General features: G+C 69.7%; 10 protein-coding genes. 8 read left to right on the top strand and 2 right to left on the bottom strand.

Features of this window, described 5'->3' with window-relative positions; translation table 11 throughout:
- Positions 1–780 precede the first annotated feature (780 nt).
- From WMF11_RS23930 to WMF11_RS23900, 7 genes are all read left to right on the top strand, one after another.
- Positions 781–3,219: a right-handed parallel beta-helix repeat-containing protein gene (locus WMF11_RS23930; RefSeq protein ID WP_437979043.1), complete on the top strand. Its 2,439-nt coding sequence runs from the start codon at positions 781–783 to the stop codon at positions 3,217–3,219.
- A 764-nt stretch (positions 3,220–3,983) separates the two neighbouring features.
- Positions 3,984–5,705: an ABC transporter substrate-binding protein gene (locus WMF11_RS23925; protein WP_437555006.1), complete on the top strand. Its 1,722-nt coding sequence runs from the start codon at positions 3,984–3,986 to the stop codon at positions 5,703–5,705.
- Between the two features lie 48 nt (positions 5,706–5,753).
- Positions 5,754–6,731: an ABC transporter permease gene (locus tag WMF11_RS23920; protein ID WP_437555005.1), complete on the top strand. Its 978-nt coding sequence runs from the start codon at positions 5,754–5,756 to the stop codon at positions 6,729–6,731.
- Between the two features lie 21 nt (positions 6,732–6,752).
- Positions 6,753–7,709: an ABC transporter permease gene (locus tag WMF11_RS23915; protein ID WP_437555004.1), complete on the top strand. Its 957-nt coding sequence runs from the start codon at positions 6,753–6,755 to the stop codon at positions 7,707–7,709.
- On the top strand, positions 7,699–8,658 hold the full coding sequence (locus WMF11_RS23910) for an ABC transporter ATP-binding protein (protein WP_437910735.1): 960 nt from the start codon (positions 7,699–7,701) through the stop codon (positions 8,656–8,658). The genes WMF11_RS23915 and WMF11_RS23910 overlap by 11 nt, the downstream gene beginning before the upstream one ends.
- Positions 8,659–8,660: 2 nt before the next feature.
- Entirely contained in the window at positions 8,661–9,719 is a 1,059-nt protein-coding gene (locus tag WMF11_RS23905) for an ABC transporter ATP-binding protein (RefSeq protein WP_437910734.1), read from the top strand.
- Positions 9,720–9,900: 181 nt separating this feature from the next.
- Positions 9,901–11,292, top strand: coding sequence for a GH1 family beta-glucosidase (locus WMF11_RS23900; RefSeq protein WP_437555001.1), 1,392 nt, complete (start codon positions 9,901–9,903; stop codon positions 11,290–11,292).
- A gap of 84 nt (positions 11,293–11,376) precedes the next feature.
- Here the strand turns inward: WMF11_RS23900 and WMF11_RS23895 are convergent, their stop codons facing one another.
- Positions 11,377–12,561: a GspE/PulE family protein gene (locus tag WMF11_RS23895; RefSeq protein WP_437979042.1), complete on the bottom strand. Its 1,185-nt coding sequence runs from the start codon at positions 12,559–12,561 to the stop codon at positions 11,377–11,379.
- On the bottom strand, positions 12,558–13,631 hold the full coding sequence (locus tag WMF11_RS23890; RefSeq protein WP_437979041.1) for a CAP domain-containing protein: 1,074 nt from the start codon (positions 13,629–13,631) through the stop codon (positions 12,558–12,560). The genes WMF11_RS23895 and WMF11_RS23890 overlap by 4 nt, the downstream gene beginning before the upstream one ends.
- Positions 13,632–13,777: 146 nt before the next feature.
- Between WMF11_RS23890 and WMF11_RS23885 the strand changes: the two genes are divergently transcribed.
- Positions 13,778–14,761 (top strand): DMT family transporter, encoded by a 984-nt coding sequence (locus WMF11_RS23885; protein WP_437910731.1) that lies wholly within the window; start codon positions 13,778–13,780, stop codon positions 14,759–14,761.
- Positions 14,762–14,764 lie beyond the last annotated feature (3 nt).

Here is a 14,764-nt window from a genome sequence, read left to right as displayed (position 1 = left end):
AGGACGACCCGACTTGCGGCTTTATCGCGCTCGGCAAGCCGCATTTCCGAAGACCTGGTGGATCCCCGCAATCAGGGGCTGCAGCGACTCGACATCTGCGCTCGTCGGCGGCGATGTTCTCATCGCTTGCGGCCATCTGGTCACGCCGTGCGCAGCCCACTTGGGCCGACAAGGGCCCTGTGCGGCGCTCCTCCTGCGGCAACCTCGCCGTCGTCGCGTGAGTGTGCCGCGCTCTGCGCCGCGCCGCGCGTCACCCCGTCGTCCGGAACGACGGCGCGGCCGCCGGCTTCAGCCGCGGACGGCGGGCTCGCGATGCAGCGGGAGCGGCCGCCTGCGCGGGGCGTCCCCGCGCCGCGTTCGCCCGGTTCAACGTGGTTGACAGAAGACGTCTGACCCACACGCTCGGCCGCGCGCGAGCCTCGTTGTCAGCGAGGTTCGCGCGCCCACGCCCGGGAGACCCGGCGCGGCGCAGCCGTCCGTGGCGCTGCAGCGAAGGGAAAGTCGGCGCGATCACGGCTCCTTTGCCTGGCAGGAGCGCATCTCCCGTTGTAGGATTCATTACGCTAAAGGAGCTCGCGCAGCGCCGCACAGGCGCACAGGCGCACAGGCGGCGTCCTCGTCACCCTGGCGCGGGCTCCTCGACGATCTCGGGCGCTCGGAGCGCCTGTTCATGGAGGCTACGCGCGGTCTCCGCGCTGCTGCGGGAGCTCTGGAGAGCTGTTCGCCCGAGGAGCGGGAGCCCGCGGCGCGCGAGGCAGCGCTTTCCAAGGAGGGGATTGCATGCGCTTCTGCGCGACGCGCGCGGGTTCATCTTGCCTGGCCGCCTGCATCGCGGCCCTCTTGCCGCTCGTCGCGGCGTGCAGCGACGCCTCGGGGAGCTCCGGCGCCCCGCTCGTATGCGAGGGCGTCGCGCCGCGCGCGCCGAGCTGCGCGCCTGGGCACGTCCTCGGCCCCGCGGACGCGTGCATGCCGGTGGGCATCCAGGGGTGCGCCGAGCTCTTCGTGGAGGACGACGGGCTCTGCCATCCATCGATGGAGAAGTGCCCTGCGGGGACGATCCCGAAGTTCGATGAGGGCTGTATTCCCGCTGGCATCCCCCGTTGCGCTCCGGAGCTCGCGGGCGACGACGGGCTCTGCAGGCCGGCCATGGCGAGGTGCCCGACAGGCACGTTCGCGACGCCGGAAGCGGGGTGTGTGCCGGTCGACGGCCCCGCCGGCTGCGGGCGCGGGCCGTGGGGGAGCGTCCCGCGCGTGTCCGGGAACGTCTATGTGGATCCGAGCTACTCCGGCGCGGACGGCGACGGATCCGAGGCGAGGCCGGTCACCACGATCGAGGCGGCGCTGGGGCTCGTCGACGACGGCGGGACGATCGCGCTCGCGGCGGGGACCTACGACGAGCCGGTCGTCATCACGAAGCCGCTCGAGATCGCCGGCCCGTGCGCCTCGCGCGTGCGGATCCGCGGGGTCAGCTCGGCCGTGCGTCCTCCCGCGATCGTGGCCGTGCTCGACGCAGGGGAGGTGACGCTCCGGGGGATCGAGATCGGCGGAGACGGCGCCGGCGTCGTGGCGACGGGCGCGAGCGCCGTGACGCTCGAGCGCGTTCACATCAAGGACGCCATGCATGCCGGCGTCCTGTCGGGCGATGGCGCCCGCCTCTCGGTCGCGCAGAGCTGGATCGAGGGGACGCGCGACGGCAGCGCAGGGACCGGCATCGGCGCCTTTGCGGATGCCGGCGGCGCGCTCCTCGTGAAGGAGAGCGCCGTGACGGGCAACCGCGCGGCGGGCGTGGCGGCGCTCCAGGCGGGCGCCACGGCGTCTGTGGTGGGCAGCCTCGTCGAGGGAACCGTGTCTTCTGGGCGCTACCCGGCGGACGGCCAGGGGATCGTCGTGCAGGACGGCGCCGAGGCGTCGATCGAGAGCACGGCTGTCGTTGGAAACCAGCTGTCCGGGATCCTCGTGGCGTCCAGCGCGTCCGCGACCCTCTCCGGCGTGCTCGTCGAGGGGACGGGCCCCGGGACCTCCGACCCGCCTTACGGCGTCGGCGTGTATGCGGCGAGGCAAGCGCGCGTCGCCATCGACTCGAGCGTGGTCCTCGGCAACACGGAGATCGGCGTCGCCGTCATCGGCGAGGGCAGCGCGGCGACGATGACGCGGAGCCTGGTGCAGGGCACGGTGGCGGCCCCGACCGGGTCGTTGCTCGGCGGATTCGGGGTCGCCGTCGCCCGCGGCGCGGCGATGCGCCTCCACGACAGCGCGGTCGTCCGGAACCGCGGCACCGGGGTTCACGTCGGCGACTCTTCCGCCGAGCTGATCGCCGGCGGCAACCTCATCGAAGGCACCATCGCCGAAGGCAGCTGGGGGGACGGCGCCGGGCTGACCGTGGCGGAGGGCCGGGTGACGCTCGTGTCGAACGCCATTCGCAGCAACGAGGGCACCGGCCTGCTCGTGGGATATGACGGGTCCGAGGCGACCGTGACAGGCAACCTCGTCGAGGGGCATGTCGCGCCGGACCGCCGCGCGCCGGTGGGGCAGGGGATCGTCATCTACAGAGGCGCCACCGCCGTGCTCGCGGGCAATGTCGTGAGCGGCAACCGCTCCGTCGGCGTCTTCGCCGGCACCGAGGTCCTCGGCAGCAAGGTCGAGATCATCGGGAACCTGATCGACGGCACCTCGGGCGGCGAATCAGACGACGATGACGACGATGACGACGATGACGACGATGACGACGATGACGACGATGACGACGACGGCGGCGACGACGACAGCACGGGCATCGGCGTCGCTGCGGCGGGGTACGAGATCCGGCTCGCTTCGTCCATCGTCCGCGGGAGCCGCACGGCCGGCGTTGTGCTGTTCGGCTCGGAGGCGGAGATCTCGCAGACGGTCGTCGACGGGGTGACGGGTGATCCCCGCGCCGCACAGGGCAGGCGGCGCGACGAGCTCGTCGCCGACGGCGTCCTCGCGCTCGCCGGATCCACCGTCGCGCTCGATGACGTGCGGGTGGAAGGCTGTGCGCGCGCCGGCATCCTGTACGACCGGAGCACGGGTCGCCTCTCCCGCGTTCGCGCCCTGGACAACCGCTTCGGGCTGGTCGTGCAGGGCTCGCCCGAGCCTCAGCTGAAGCTGGGTGAGGAGAGCGCGTTCCTCGACAGCTGCACCGCCGACGAGCTCTTCGGCAGCGAGCTCCGCGTGCCAGCGTCCGCTCCCCCGCTTCCATGAAACGCGCTCGCGGCCGCTCGTCTGGACCGCACCCGCGCCCGCGCCTGTGCGCGAAACATTGATGACATCGAAGGGAGCCTTTCCTGATACGTGGTACTCACGGCCACGGCGGAGAGGACCAGCCCATCAGGCGTCGAATAGCGGCCCGCACACCAACGCTGAGCGCACCCGGCGCTCCGCCCGCGTCCGCCCCTGATGCGGCCTTCCTTACTCTGCCCGCCCAGGGGGGTGTCCGCGCTCGCCCTGGGAGCGCACCCCCCTGTCCACCGGCGCGAAGTTGGAAATTTCTGGTCTTGTAATCGCCCGCGGACGTCTGTATAGACCTGCCCCGGACGCGCGTGGACGGCGGCGTACCTCAGGTGCCCGAACCGACGCAGTCTGTGACTGCTTACTTTCTTTCTGCGACCAAAGAAAATAACAGTGCAAGTGCTTAAGCCATCATTCCTCATGACGCGTGATGACACCATGAGCACCACATGAGACGGAGTTGCTGCTGCGAGACATGACGCACCACGACATCTCCCTTGGAAACGCGCCTGAGTAAGCGGCGCGAGAACTTGACAGCGACCTCGAATCCCCGTTGACACTGCTGTGCGAAAACGGCTACAGTGCCGACGCCTGGATGCTGGTATGGCGCACTGCGTCGCGGTGTCGAATTCCGGCGAGCCGCTCTGCTGCGTGGTGGCTTCCAGGGAGATTGAGGAGTGGGAGAGGGACGGTGGGCGCTCGGGCGTATCCACGAGGGCCCCGCGAGGAGCATTCTCATGAGGAACTGGTTGTTGCCGCGTCGGACGTTCGTGTTGTCGACGTTGCTGCTTTCGGTCGGTGTCACAGCGGGGTGCGGGAAGACCGAACCGACCAAGGAGTCCGCGGGCGGCGCGAGCACCGCGCCGGGTGCGGGCAAGCCCTCTCCGGCCGCCGACACCTTCCTGACCGTCTCGATCGAGCAGCAAGCGTCATGGGTGCGGAACTTCAATCCTCTGCTCGCATCAGGCAACGTTCGCTGGCCAACCGTCGCTGGCATCTACGAGCCGCTCCTCGTTTACAACACGATGAAGGGCGAGTTCACCCCCTGGCTCGCATCCAAGTACGAGTGGGGTAACGGGAACAAGACGCTCACCGTCACGACGCGGTCCGGCGTCAAGTGGTCCGATGGCCAGCCGTTCACGGCGAAGGACGTGGCCTTCACCTTCGGGCTCCTGAAGAAGCACGTCGCCCTCGACCTGCAAGGCGTCTGGAAGTGGCTGACCTCGGTCGAGGCCAAGAGCGACTCCACGGTCGAGTTCACGCTCACGCGGCCGTATGTCCCCGGGCTCGTCTTCCTCGGTCACCAGCCGATCGTGCCGGAGCACAAGTGGAAGGACGTGGCGGATCCGGTCACGTACACGAACGAGAACCCGGTCGCAACGGGGCCCTTCACCGAGGTGAAGACCTTCCAGAACCAGATCTACGAGCTCGGCCGGAACCCGAACTACTGGCAGCCGGGCAAGCCGGCGATCAAGGGGCTCCGCTTCCCGGCGTACCCGGGCAACGACCAGGCGAACCTGGCGCTCCTGAACGGCGAGGTCGACTGGGCCGGCAACTTCGTCCCGGAGATCGAGAAGGTCTACGTCGGCAAGGACCCGGCGAATCACCACTACTGGTTCCCGCTCGTCGGCAGCACGGTGTTCGTCTACACGAACACGACGAAGAAGCCCCTCGACGACGCGCGGGTGCGCAAGGCGATCAGCATGTCGCTCGACCGCGAGCAGATCGTCAAGGTCGCCATGAACAACTACACGCGGCCGGCGGACGCGACGGCGCTGAGCGACGCGCACGAGCGCTGGCGCAGCCAGAAGACGGTCGAGGCGGGCGACTGGGTCAAGTTCAACGTGGCCAAGGCGAACCAGATCCTCGACGAGGCGGGTTATGCCAAGGGGGCCGACGGCATCCGCGTGAAGGACGGGAAGCCGCTGCGCTTCGATCTCAACGTCGTCACGGGCTGGTCCGACTGGGTGCGCGCGGCGCAGATCGTCACGCAGCAGGTGAAGCAGATCGGCGTCGAGGCCACGCTGAAGACGTACGACTTCAGCGCGTTCTTCGAGGCGCTCCAGAAGGGCACGTTCGACCTGTCGATGGGCTGGTCGAACGAGGAGCCGACCCCCTACAATTTCTACCGAGACCTCCTCGGCACCGCGACCGCGAAGCCGGTCGGCGAGACGTCGGCGCGCAACTGGCACCGCTTCGGCGCCAAGCAGGCCGACAGCCTCTTCGAGGCGTTCGAGGCCGCGACCGAGCCGGCGGAGCAGAAGAAGATCATCGAGCAGCTCCAGGAGATCTTCTCCGAGGCGGCGCCCTCGATCCCGCTGTTCCCCGGGCCGTCCTGGGGCGAGTACAACACACGCCGCTTCACCGGGTTCCCCAGCAAGGAGAACCCGTACGCGAAGCTGTCGCCCAACAACCCGCCCGAGTACCTCCTGGTCCTCACCGAGCTCAAGCCGAAGTGAAGTTGGGCGTGACCTGATCCGGAGCGCAGGTTAAAAGAGAGAGCTTCTGTGCGTTACCTTCTGCGACAGCTGGGCTTGTACTTCATCGCGGCGTGGGCCTCGCTCACCCTCAACTTCCTCATTCCGCGCGCCATGCCGGGCGATCCAGCCTCGGCCATGTTCGTGCGCTTCCGGGGGCAGCTGCAGCCGGAGGCGATCGAGGCGCTGCGGAAGGCGTTCGGGTTCACGGATGAGCCGCTCTACAAGCAGTACTTCACCTACCTGAGCCACATCCTGGTCGGCGATTTCGGCACATCGATCGCGCACTTCCCGGCGAAGGTGACGGAGGTCATCGCGACGGGGCTCGGCTGGACGCTGCTCCTGTCGGGCGCCGCCGTGATCGTCAGCTTCGGCCTGGGGACGCTGCTCGGGATCGTCGCGACGTGGAAGCGGGGCGGCTGGCTCGACTCGATCATGCCGCCGGTCCTGATGTTCCTCGGCGCGTTCCCCTACTTCTGGCTCGCGATGGTGTCGCTCTACCTCCTCGGGTTCGTGCTCGGGGCCTTCCCGCTGCGGCACGCCTACAGCGACACGCTCTCGCCCGATTGGAGCCTGGAGTTCATCGGGAGCGTGCTCTCGCACATGATCCTGCCCGCCCTGTCGATCGTCATCGCCACCATCGGCGGCTGGATGCTCGGCATGCGCAGCGCGATGGTCACCGTGCTGTCCGAGGAGTACATCACGATGGCCCAGGCCAAGGGGCTCTCGCAGTGGCGGGTCATGTTCACCTACGCCGCGAGGAACGCGCTCCTGCCCAATGTCACCGGCTTCGGCATGGCGCTCGGCTTCGTCCTCGCCGGCTCGCTGCTCACCGAGATCGTCTTCTCGTATCCGGGGCAAGGCTATCTGCTCATCCAGGCGGTTCGAAACCAGGATTACCCGCTCATGCAGGGGATCTTCCTTACCATCACGTTCGCCGTGCTGGGGGCGAACTTCCTGGTCGACGTGATCTACGTGTTTCTTGATCCCCGCGCCCGCGGGCGCTGACGGCTGGGTCCAGGAGAAGCGATGGCTGCGCAACAAGGCAACAGCGGGGGCGGCGGCTCCCGTGCGGCGGGGTGGCTCCGCCTGCTCCTCTCGAATCGCAAGGCGATGGTGGGCACGCTCATCGTGCTCTTCTTCCTGCTCCTCTCGCTGCTGGGCCCCTCGATCGTGGGGCAAGATCCGCACGCGTTCGTGGGCATGCCGCACGAGGCTCCCTCCGCCGAGCACCTGTTCGGCACGAACGGCCAGGGGCAGGACGTGCTCGCGCAGACGATCGTCGGCGCGCGGACCTCGCTGGCCGTCGGCTTCGCCACGGGCTTCGCGGTGATCGCGATCGGCGCGGCGATCGGCATGGCCGGGGGCTACTTCGGCGGCTGGATCGACAGCGTCCTCTCGCTGCTCACGAACGTGTTCCTGATCATCCCTGGCCTGCCGATGGCCGTCGTCATCGCGGCCTACCTGCCGGCCGGGCCGATGACGATCCTGTTCGTCCTCGTCCTCACGGGCTGGGCGTGGAACGCGCGTGTGCTCCGCTCGCAGGTGCTCGCGCTGCGCGACAAGGACTTCGTGTCCGCGGCCCTCGTGAGCGGCGAGAGCAGCGCGCGCATCATCTTCGTGGAGATCCTGCCGAACATGACGTCGCTCCTCATGTCCGGCTTCATCGGCGCGACGGTTTACGCCATCGGCGCCCAGGTCGGCCTCGAGTTCCTCGGGCTCGGCGACCTGAGCGCCATCACCTGGGGCACGAACCTCTACTGGGCGAGCAACAACGCCGCGCTCCTCACGGGCGCCTGGTGGACCATTGTCCCCACCGGCGTGTGCGTCGCGCTGGTCGGGTTCGCGCTCACGCTCATCAATTACGCGATCGACGAGATCTCGAATCCGCGGCTCCGCTCGGAGGGAGCCTGGTCGCGTCTCCTCAGGAGCCGCAAGGTCACGGCGGGTTCGTCAACGCCGGTGGTGAGGACTCATGGCGCCTAGTCCGCTTCTCTCGGTTCAGGATCTCCGGGTCGAGTTCATCACCCCGACGGGTCCGGTGTGTGCGGTCGACAACGTCTCCTTCGACATCGCCCCGGGCGAGGTGCTCGGCCTCGCGGGCGAGTCGGGGAGCGGCAAGTCGACGGTGGCGATGGCCATCATGCGGCTTCTCCGCCCGCCGGCGGTCATCACGGGCGGGCACGTGTACTTCGCCGGGCAGGACGTGCTGGCGATGAACGAGGAGCAGCTCCGCGCCTTCCGCTGGCGGAAGATGGCGCTGGTGTTCCAGAGCGCGATGACCGCGCTCAACCCGGTGCTGACGATCGGCGAGCAGATCGCGGATCCGATCATCGCGCACGACGGCGTGACGCCCGCTCAGGCGATGGAGCGCGCGGCCGCGCTGCTCAAGCTCGTGAACATCGACTCGTCGCGCCTGAACAGCTACCCGCACCAGCTGTCGGGCGGCATGCGGCAGCGCGTGGTGATCGCGATCGCGATGGCGCTCAAGCCGCCGTTCCTCATCATGGATGAGCCGACGACGGCGCTCGACGTGGTCGTGCAGCGGGAGATCCTGCAGCAGATCGCCGAGCTCAAGGAGCGCCTCGGCTTCTCGATCCTCTTCATCACGCACGACCTCTCGCTCATCGCCGAGTTCTCGACGCGCATCGCCATCCTCTACGCGGGCAAGCTCGCGGAGACCGCCCGCGCCAAGGACCTCTTCAGCGATCCGAAGCACCCGTACACGCAGGGGCTCCTCGGGTCGTTCCCCTCGGTCCGTGGGCCGCGCCGCAAGCTGCAGGGCATCCCGGGCTCGCCGCCCGACATGCGCAACCCGCCGGCCGGCTGCCGCTTTCACCCCCGGTGTCCGCAGGCCTTCGCGACCTGCCAGAACGAGCTGCCCGTCCTTCGTGAAATCGCGCCCGAGCACCGCGGCGCTTGCCACCTCTACTGACGATGACGATGACGCAACCTTCTGTCTCGCCTGTCCTCGACGTGGTGCGCCTGGGGAAGTACTTCCCCGTCGGCGGCGGGCTGCGATCGCAGCAGCTCCGGGCGCTGCACGACGCATCGTTCTCGCTGGCGGAGCGTGAGGTCATCGCGCTGGTCGGCGAGTCGGGCAGCGGCAAGAGCACGATCGCACGGCTCCTCGCGCGGCTGATGCCGCCGAGCAGCGGGCAGATCGTGTTCAAGGGTCGCGACGTGCTGAAGGAGGAGCCGACCCGCGCCTCGCTCGCTTACCGCGGGCAGGTGCAGATGATCTTCCAGGATCCGTTCGGCTCGCTCAACCCGGTGCACACCATCGGCTACCACCTCGAGCGGCCGCTCCTGCTCCACAACAAGGCGCCCACCCCGGCGATCCTCCGGGAGAAGGTGCACGCGCTCCTCAAGACGGTCGATCTGAACCCGCCCGCGGAGGTCGCGCTCAAGTTCCCGTACCAGCTGTCGGGCGGTCAGCGGCAGCGCGTCGCGATCGCCCGCGCCCTCGCGGTGGATCCCAGCGTGATCCTCGCGGACGAGCCGATCTCGATGCTCGACGTCTCGATCCGCATGGGCGTCCTGAACCTGATGGAGAAGCTCAAGGAGGAGCGCGGCATCTCCTACCTCTACATCACGCACGACATCGCGAGCGCGCGCTACGTCGCGGATCGCACGATGGTGATGTACGCAGGCCACATCGTGGAGGGCGCGCCGAGCGAGGAGCTGATGCAGCAGCCGGCGCACCCGTACACGAAGCTCCTGCTCTCGGCGGTCCCGGATCCGAACGGCTCGATCCGCGGCGATCTCCCCGCCCGCTCCGGGGCGCCGAAGCTCATCGACCCGCCGCCGGGCTGCCCCTTCGCGGACCGCTGCCCGAGCGTGATGAACACGTGCCGGGAGCAGACGCCGGGGCCTGTCGACGTCGGATCGGGGCACTGGGTCCGCTGCCATCTCTACGCGCCCGGCTCCGTCATCGCGCCCTCCGCGCTCTACGATCGCAAGGTGCCCGCCTCCGTCGAGGCCGGACCTCTCTAGAGCGGAGGTCACCCGCTTCGGGTACGGGCCCATCTCGACGTTTTCGGTGCTCAGCGCACCGGAGTGATCTTCCGCGCCGAAAACGCCGATCTGGACCCGTCTCCTGTGCGGGTGACCTCCGCTCTGTGACGTTCGTACCAGGCTCCGCTGAAAACCGCTCTGAGGAGAACCACAGATCGACATGCCGTCTCTGAGATTTCCCGACAATTTCGTCTGGGGGACCGCGACGTCCTCCTATCAGATCGAGGGGGCTACGAACGAGGACGGCCGCAGCGAGTCCATCTGGGATCGCTTCGCGAAGACGCCCGGTCAGATCGTCGACGGGACCAACGGCGACGTCGCGTGCGACCACTACCACCGGTGGCCCGAGGACATCGCGCTGATGAAGAGCCTGGGCATGATGGCCTACAGGTTCTCGATCGCGTGGCCGCGCATCCTCCCGAACGGCCGGGGCGCGGTGAACCAGAAGGGGCTCGACTTCTACAGCCGGCTCGTGGACGGCCTGCTCGCGGCCGGGATCGAGCCGTACGCGACGCTCTTCCACTGGGACCTGCCGCAGGTGCTCCAGGACCAGGTCGGAGGCTGGCAGCACCGCTCGACGGCGGACGCGTTCGTGGAGTTCACCGACGCCATCTCGCGGAAGCTCGGCGATCGCGTGAAGAAGTGGATCACGCACAACGAGCCGTGGTGCACGGCGTTCCTCAGCTACGAGAAGGGGATCCACGCGCCGGGCGGGCGCGATTTCAAGAAGGCGCTGGCGGTGAGCCACCACCTCTTGCTCTCGCACGGCCTCGCGGTGCCCGTGGTGCGCCAGAACTGTCCCGGCGCCGAGGTGGGCATCACGCTGAACATGAACTACGCGATGCCCGCGTCCCCCAGCGCCGCCGACTACGACGCGTGCCGCCACTACGACGGGTATTTCAACCGCTGGTTCCTCGATCCGCTGTACGGCCGGCGTTATCCGGCGGACATGATCGAGGACTACATCGCGCTGGGCTACCTCCCGCCGGAGGGGCTGACCGTGTGCAAGCCGGGCGATCTCGAGATCATCGCCACGCAGTGCGACTTCCTCGGCCTCAACTACTACTCGCGGGCGGTCCTGCGGAGCAGCAAGGTGCCCGAGGAGCAGAACCTGCCGAGGACGGTGCACGTCGCCCCCCTGTCCGAGCAGACGGAGATGAACTGGGAGGTCTACCCGGAAGGGCTGCGGCGGCTGCTCCTCCGGCTGCACGTGGAGTACGGCGTGCCGAAGCTCTACGTGACGGAGAACGGCGCGGCCTACTCGACCGAGCCCGATAAGGACGGCCGCATCCCGGACACGCGGCGGCTCGAGTTCCTGCGCGATCACTTCGTCGCCGCGCGGCGCGCGATGGACGCGGGGGCGCCGCTGGCGGGGTACTTCGTGTGGTCGCTGATGGACAACTACGAGTGGGATCGCGGCTATTCGCAGCGGTTCGGCATCGTCTGGGTGGACTACGAGACGCAGCGGCGCATCCCGAAGGACAGCGCGCTCTGGTACAAGGGCGTCATCGCCGCCAACGCGGTCGACGACGGCTCCTCGCCGGCGACCTGACCGGCGGCGCGCCGCGGATCGCAGGGCGAACCGCGGCGCGTCTGGCAGAGACGCTCGGCAAGACCTCCTCCAGAGCGGGGAGCGTCACGTCACGCGGAGCACCTCGTCCAGGGAGGTGAGCCCCTCCTTCACCTTGGCGAGCCCGGCCTCGCGGAGCGGCACGAGCCCTACCTGGCGTGCGGCGTCCCGGTACGCGCGCTTCCCCGCCCGCGCCTTCACGAGATCCCGCAGGTCGTCGTCGAGCTCCAGCATCTCGAACAGGCCCATGCGACCCCGGTAGCCCGTCAAGTGGCATGTCTGGCACCCGACGCTGCGCTTCAGCTCGGCGCCCTTCTCGATGAGGACCTTGTCCTCCTCGCCCGTCACGGCGGCCTCGAGCTCGTACGCCTCCGCGCACTCCTCGCAGAGCTTGCGGACGAGCCGCTGCGCGACCACGGCGAGCAGGGCGTTCGCGACGATCCACGACTCCGCGCCGAGGTCCACGAGGCGCGCGACCGTGTCCACCGCGTCGGAGGTGTGCAGCGTCGACAGCACGAGGTGCCCCGTGAGGCTCGCCTGCAGCGCGATCTGCGCCGTCTCGGGATCGCGCATCTCGCCCACCATGATCACGTCCGGGTCCTGCCGGAGGATCGCGCGCAGGCCCGTCGCGAACGTGAAGCCCTGCCTCGGGTTGGTCTGCCCCTGCGTGATGTCGGCGAACTCGACCTCGATCGGATCTTCCAGCGTGACGATGCTCAGCTCGCTCGTCTTCATGACCTTGATCAGCGAGTAGAGCGTCGAGGTCTTGCCGGATCCGGTCGGCCCGCACACGACGATCAGCCCCGAGGGCCGGTCGGCGAGCCGCTCGAGCCGCGGCAGGTCGCCCTCGGCGAGCCCGAGCTTGTCGAGCGGGATCAGCTGGTGGCTCAGCAGCACGCGCAGCACGAGCGTCTCGCCGTGGATCGCGGGGAACGTCGAGGCGCGCAGGTGGATGAGCGGGTGGCCGTGGAGCTCCAGGCTGAACTGGCCGTCCTGCGGCAGGCGCCGCTCGGTCATGTCCATCCGCGCGAGCACCTTCACGCGCGAGGTGAGCGACGGCGCGATCTCGATCGGGATCTGCCCTTGCGCCACCATCACGCCGTCGACGCGGTAGCGCACGCGGATGCCGTCGCGCTTCGGCTCGACGTGGATGTCGCTCGCGCCCATCGAGACCGCGCGGCGGACCAGGTGATCGAGCACCTTGACCGCGTCGAGCTCCTCGGACGCCGTGGGGGGGCGGCTCTGGCTCATCGCGCGCCTCCCTTGCCGACGACGTCGATCGTGCGGAGCGAGACCATCTTCAGCTCGTCCGAGGGGGGGAACGTCGCCCAGACGCTGACGCCGTAGAGCCCGGGCCGCCCGCGGTCGTCCAGCGGGACCTGGATGTCGAATCGATTGCCGGTCACCTGGAGAGGAATAGGCGTCTTGAAGCCCTTCGGGAAGAACGTCGCGTAGGGGGGCGGGATCGGGTATCCGCCCATCTTGAGCAGCTTCTCCGGCTTGATCGGCTTCGCCGGCTCGACCCGCGAGATCCCGACGCCCGCGATCTTCGCCGGCGCGGCGAGCTCGCCGCTCACCCGGATCCGCTCGCCGATCTTCGCCCGCCTGGGCAGCGGCTGGTACGTCCCGTAGTCGTCGACGAACTCCTGCGCCAGGCAGGCGATGTCGAACCCCTTCGCCTTGGCCAGCCCGACCCCGAGCGACGTGTGCGACGCTGTGAGCACGTTGCGCCGGTGTCCGTCGGCCGGGGGCTTCTCGTTCATGAAGGCCTGGTGCACGCGCTCGAGGCTCTCCGCGGAGAAGCGCGGATCCGGATCGAGCTCGCGGGGGGTCGCGTCGGCGAAGCAGCCGGCGTTCTCCATCGGGAACCCGTCGCCGCCCGCGGCCGTGTAGCGCTCCTCCGGGACCGAGCCGTCGCTGCCCCAGTGGCCGGTGAAGCCGATCCGGACCATGTCCTCGGCGTGCCGCCGCCCTGCGCGCGCCGCGGTCTCGTCCCACCGGACGGGAGGCAGCTTGTGCGCCGCGCGATCGCGGTTCACGAGGCCGAGCACGTACCGCGCTGCCTCCGCGCGGGTCATCTGCTGGCCCGGCGCGGGCGGGGCCTGGGTGCCCTGGGCCTCGCCGCCGGCCTCCACGCCGGCGGGCTTGCCCTCCGAGGGGCGCGCGCTCTCCTCCGCCGCTCCCTCCCAGGCCGCCTTGCCCCCGGAGGGCCCCTCCGCCGGCTCGTTCGCGGCGCTCGCGCCGCACCCGAGCGCGTGGGCGCTCGCGGCGACGAGCCCGAGCCAGAGCGCCCCGGATCGGCGCTCCCGCTGACCATCCATCGCTCCTGTCCTGCTTCTCCTCGTGACTCCGATGATCGCGCGCATCGTTGCGACCGTAGCGCTTCGATGTCGCGCACGCACCCGGGAGCGCCGACGCCTCCGGGCGCACGGCGGCGTGTACGGCGGCGAGGTCGAGGTGGTAATCGATGCGCTACGTGAGCACGTCGTCATCGTCGCAGGGCGCGGTCGCCGCGCACCCGCCCGGGGCCTCCGCGATCGTCCTCGCCGCGGAGCGCGAGGAGCGCGCGGCGCACCCGACAGCGGGCGTCCTGTGGATGCTCCTGGCCCAATCGCTCTTCGCCGCGATGAACGTCCTCGCGCGGCTCTCTTCGGAGCACGCCCCGTGGCCCGAGGTGGCCGCGTCGCGAACGCTGGTGGGCGCGGCCACCGCGCTCGGCGTCGCGCTCGTCCGCCGTGCGCCGCTCTCCGTGGGTCGAGGCGACCGGCGGCTCGCGTGGGCGCGCTCGCTCTGCGGCACCGGGGCGATGCTCTGCGGCTTCTACACGCTCGGCACGCCGCAGATCGCGCTCGGCGACGCGGTCACGCTCGGCGCGACGAGCCCGATCTTCGTCGCGCTCCTCGCGCCGCGCCTGCTCGGCGAGCGGACGAGCCCGCGCCTCTGGCTCGCGACCCTGCTCGCCTTCGCGGGCGTCGGGCTGGTCGCCGCGCCGAGGCTCGCGATCGCGGGCGAGATCGCGCTCATCGCCACGCTCGGCGCCGTCTTCTCGGCGTTCGCGATGATCTGGCTGCGCAGGATCGGCGCAGGCGGGGAGCGCGCGAGCCCCGAGGCGATCGCGCTGCATTTCTCGCTCGTGGCGAGCGCCGCGATGGTCGCGCTCTCGATCCCGGTCTGGCGGACGCCCGACGCCTTCGGCGCGCTCCTCCTGATCGGGACGGGGCTCGCCGGCGGCCTCGCGCAGCTCGCGATGACGCGCGCCTACGCGCTCGACAGCGCGGCGCGCATCGGCGCGATCGGTTACGTCGGGGTCGTCCTGTCGCACGTGCTCGCCGCCGCCTGGCTCGGCGAGAGCCCGTCGGCGGACCAGCTGCTCGGGGCGGCGCTCGTGACGGCGGCCGGCCTGTGGCTCGCTGCCCAGGCGCTCCGCGACGCGCGGCGGCCAGCGCGTTGACCG

The organism is Sorangium sp. So ce295, assembly GCF_051527405.1.
In the GTDB taxonomy this organism is placed as follows: Bacteria; Myxococcota_A; Polyangia; order Polyangiales; family Polyangiaceae; genus Sorangium; species Sorangium cellulosum_B.
Note: the sequence above shows the minus strand (reverse complement) of the source record. Positions and strands in the feature narration are given on the sequence as shown.

Bases quoted from the DNA above. Each gene is read 5' to 3' on its own strand.
- WMF11_RS23915 (WP_437555004.1), top strand. From the start codon at position 6,753: ATGGCTGCGCAACAAGGCAACAGCGGGGGCGGCGGCTCCCGTGCGGCG.
- WMF11_RS23930 (WP_437979043.1), top strand. From the start codon at position 781: ATGCGCTTCTGCGCGACGCGCGCGGGTTCATCTTGCCTGGCCGCCTGC.
- WMF11_RS23885 (WP_437910731.1), top strand. From the start codon at position 13,778: ATGCGCTACGTGAGCACGTCGTCATCGTCGCAGGGCGCGGTCGCCGCG.
- WMF11_RS23890 (WP_437979041.1), bottom strand. From the start codon at position 13,631: ATGGATGGTCAGCGGGAGCGCCGATCCGGGGCGCTCTGGCTCGGGCTC.
- WMF11_RS23925 (WP_437555006.1), top strand. From the start codon at position 3,984: ATGAGGAACTGGTTGTTGCCGCGTCGGACGTTCGTGTTGTCGACGTTG.
- WMF11_RS23900 (WP_437555001.1), top strand. From the start codon at position 9,901: ATGCCGTCTCTGAGATTTCCCGACAATTTCGTCTGGGGGACCGCGACG.
- WMF11_RS23910 (WP_437910735.1), top strand. From the start codon at position 7,699: ATGGCGCCTAGTCCGCTTCTCTCGGTTCAGGATCTCCGGGTCGAGTTC.
- WMF11_RS23895 (WP_437979042.1), bottom strand. From the start codon at position 12,561: ATGAGCCAGAGCCGCCCCCCCACGGCGTCCGAGGAGCTCGACGCGGTC.
- WMF11_RS23905 (WP_437910734.1), top strand. From the start codon at position 8,661: ATGACGATGACGCAACCTTCTGTCTCGCCTGTCCTCGACGTGGTGCGC.